General features: G+C 38.1%; 2 protein-coding genes. Both read left to right on the forward strand.

Annotated elements, in window-relative coordinates; all coding sequences use genetic code 11:
• The first annotated feature begins 90 nt into the window (after nt 1–90).
• Nucleotides 91–1,002 carry an Rpn family recombination-promoting nuclease/putative transposase gene (locus HT703_RS01380; RefSeq protein ID WP_079252874.1) on the forward strand — a complete coding sequence of 304 codons (912 nt, stop codon included), beginning with the start codon at nt 91–93 and terminating at the stop codon, nt 1,000–1,002.
• 701 nt (nt 1,003–1,703) lie between these two features.
• Nucleotides 1,704–3,912, forward strand: a 2,209-nt coding sequence (locus tag HT703_RS01385) for a DUF1542 domain-containing protein (RefSeq protein ID WP_172929864.1), incomplete at its 3' end; no start/stop codon positions are given.

Genomic DNA, 3,912 nt, shown 5'->3' on the forward strand with positions numbered 1-3,912 from the left:
TTGTTATGACGCGCTTACTCTTTTTCGAATAAATAAATAGAATAATCAAATCTAGATTAAAAAATGTGCTATAATGAAAGGAGAAGCAATATGGCTGTACGTCATCCGGGCATTAGCCCGACCAATGATTTGGTTGCTAAGAAGATTTTTAGCAATCCGGAAATCACTTGTCAATTTATTCGCGATATGCTGGATTTACCAGCCAAAAATGTGACCATTTTGGAGGGAAGTAACATTCACGTCTTGCCTTCCCTGCCCTACTCGGCTCAGGATTTCTATACCAGTATAGATGTTTTAGCTGAACTAGATAATGGTACTCAAGTAATCATTGAGATTCAAGTCCATCATCAGAATTTTTTCATCAATCGCCTGTGGGCTTACCTTTGCAGTCAGGTCAATCAAAATCTTGAAAAAATTCGTCAACGAGAAGGTGATACTCATCAGAGTTATAAACACATCTCACCAGTATACGCTATCGCAATTGTGGATAGTAACTACTTCTCAGATAACTTGGCTTTTCATAGTTTTAGCATGCGAGAGGATAGGACAGGTGAGGTTTTAACAATTACAAACAATGGACAGGAAAACCATCTGGTTAAGATGGCATTCTTGGAACTAAAAAAATATAGAGAAACCAGCAAAGACGAGGTTCGCAAGCCATGGTTGGAGTTTTTCGGGAATAAACCCTTTACCCAAGAACCTGAGCGAGCCATCAGCCAAGCAGACCAACTGCTAGATTACAAGAGCTGGTCCGAGGAGGACAGGGAGATGTTTAGTCAACTACGTATGCGAGAAGAACAAGCCTTATTAGCACAGGACTATGCCTTGGAACAAGCTGAAGAAAAAGGGTTGGAGAGAGGTCGTGCAGAGGGGCTTGAACAGGGATTAAAAGTAGGTTTAGTAAATCTAGTCCGCCAAGGTCTTCTGACTTCTGAGGTTGCTAGCCAGCAGTTGGGCATAACCGTCGCTGAGTTTGAGGAGCTATTGAAAAAATACAAATAAGCCCTAAAAAAATACAGAGAAACCAGCAAAGACGAGGGTTGCAAGCCGTGGTTGGAGTTTTTTGTAACTCTCTATCTCCTAGATAGGGTTCGATAAAATACAGTGATTTCGGAGTTAGCTAGTTAGGTCATTTGTAAATCAAGTAAGCCTAAGAGAAGTAGTGATCTTAGAAAAACTGGAGCTGGCTAGCTAATAATCTAATCTATACGAATCCCTAAGCAAGGGGTTTGAATCTATAAACTGGCCTATGATTTAGTTTTATCCATAAATGATAAAAAAGAGGGTATGGCGTGGCTACTACAGAAGAGCGGCTTTTTAATCATACAATGCTAGGATTTGTTTTTATCAATTAGCTTTTGATGTGCTTAACATCAGGGGGAAACACTTCGAAACAAACTGTAACTAAAATGTTATCAAATTGTAATAAAACCTTGATTTGTATATGTTTCTCAAGACAGAATCGTCAGGAAGCTTGATAGAATAGCTTTGTACAGCCTATCCATATATATATATATATATATATATATGGATAGGCTGTCTTTTTCTTGATACTAAGTGAGATAAAGAAGTCAAATGATTATCTTTTTAAAGTAATTTAAGGTATAATAGTTTAGTCATATCAGGTTGAATGATTGAGTGCATTTTTGATTAACAAAGCAAACCTTTGCATTGTGTTACAGTTATGGACTCAGTAATTACACTTGAAAAAATTTAAACTAAAAAGGGGAACATCTAATATGTTTTATAGTGAGAAGGACGATAGAGAAAAACAATTACGTTTTTCGATTCGGAAGGTTAGTTTTGGAGCGGCCTCGGTAGCCGTGGCGGCGCTGTATCTCTTTATGGGAAGTGGAGCGGTATCTGCTGAGGAAGCACAGGCCGTACAGTCAAATGAGAAGGTGGCAGCTGATAAGGATTCGGAAACAGAGAAAAAATCAGAGGAACAGCAGCCAACCTACGCTGCTCCTGCTGCAAAGGAACAAGGATCTGCAACCAATACTGAAGCAGGGGATGAAGGCAAGCAAGAGAGTCATCCAGGGACCAAAGAGGAAGAAGCAAGCAACAAGCCAAAAGTACGTAAAAGACGTGATGCACCTGCCCCAACAGCGACTCCAACCGATGACGACCCAGATGCAAATCAAGTGTATACAGCTCCAGGAGATGATGCAAGTGTAGACGATTTGGCGACTAAATTAAAAGATTTGCCTGAAACAGTAGAGAATGAGAAAAAACTTGCTAAAATAGACGAGATCGGTAGTAGGACAAATATAGATCAAGGTAAAGTTAGTGAACTGAATGAATTTGGTGGTTGGAAGGCAGTTTCAGCAGAGGGCAAAGAAGGAAAATTTGCTGTTGCAAGAAAGACAGCTGACGGGGTCTTTCCTATTGAAACTGTGAATGTTACGAGAAATCGACAATCGTATACAGCACATGTCGAGGAAAATTCGTTTGATCGTTCTCACGAGTATATACTACTTCTTTCTCAAGTTAGAACATATGCGACTAGAAATGAAGAAACATTTGATAAAAGTGATTTTAAGGATATAGATCAAAATGGAGGGCATGGAGAAGCGCAACAAATTTCTAAAGGGCTAAAAGGCTTTAATGGGATAGAAAAAACTTATAAAGCCTATTCTTCATCTACAGGAACAGGAGTTAATATTTCTTTTAAAACAGGTTTTACAGGAGATATTGATGGTTATAAAGCGGGATATGAAGTTAAGGTGATTGCAAAACTTGAAGATGGGAGTATGATAACTATCTATCAGGAAGAGTTTCGTCCTGATAAACATATTAATGATATGAATAAGAAGGTAGTCTCAGTCGATGCTAATGATAAGGTTAAGTTTGATGTCCCAAGAAATTCGAACCCTTCAACAGATAGTCTTAATCAACAGTTGGTAAGGTACAAAAATAGTCAAGGAACTAAAACAGGTACTTTTACTAGTAAACGTATAGTGTTACCTAAAGGTGCCACAGAATATACTGTAAGAATTGCTGCTTCTGATAATTTAAGATTAGGTATGGGATATCAAGTACCTTGGAAACATTATGCTTTACCAATTGTTGGAACAGAGTTTTCAGTTACTCAGGATACTAGCAAAGTAGCCAAGGACTTATCTGAAAAAGTTTATAATAAATTAAACGAACAAAAAGCAGAAGACACAAAATGGTCCACTCCTGAAACCAAGGATGCTTATGAAGCAAAATTGCAAGAAATTAAGGATAAGCTGGCTTCTGAAGATAGTACTACTGGTAATTATAAAGACGTAGTAAGAGATGCTCTAGAAAAACGGAAAACCCTGAATGAAGAATTAAAAATAAAACATAAAGCAGCTGATGAAATAGCAGAAAAAGCAGCAGAGAAATTAGTTATGATAGATGATGATGACACATTATCAGAAAACGAAAAGGATGCAGCTAAAGAAGAAGTTATAGAAAATGCAAAAAAAGCGGCAAACAAAGTTAAAGTAGCTACAGACCAAGCTAGTGTCGAAAAAGCTAAAATGGAAGGGATTGACGCAATAACCAAAGTTACCCCAGTAGGAAGAGATAATGCTAAAGCAGAAGTAGCGAAAAAATTAGCAGACAAATTAGCAGAAATTGACAACACTCCAAACGCAACAAAAGAAGAAAAAGATGCAGCTAAGGAACAAGCTAAAGCAGCAGCAAGAAAAGCAGATGCAGATATTGATGCAGCAACAGACAATGCAGGGGTAGAACAAGCTAAAACGGATGGTACAACAGCTGTAGAAGCAGTAAGTCCAACAGTAGCCGTTAAAGATGCAGCTAAAGCAGAAGTAGCGAAAAAATTAGCAGACAAATTAGCAGAAATTGACAACACTCCAAACGCAACAAAAGAAGAAAAAGATGCAGCTAAGGAACAAGCTAAAGCAGCAGCAAGAAAAG

It is taken from the genome of Streptococcus sp. 3874 (assembly GCF_013276425.1).
Classification (GTDB): domain Bacteria; phylum Bacillota; class Bacilli; order Lactobacillales; family Streptococcaceae; genus Streptococcus; species Streptococcus pseudopneumoniae.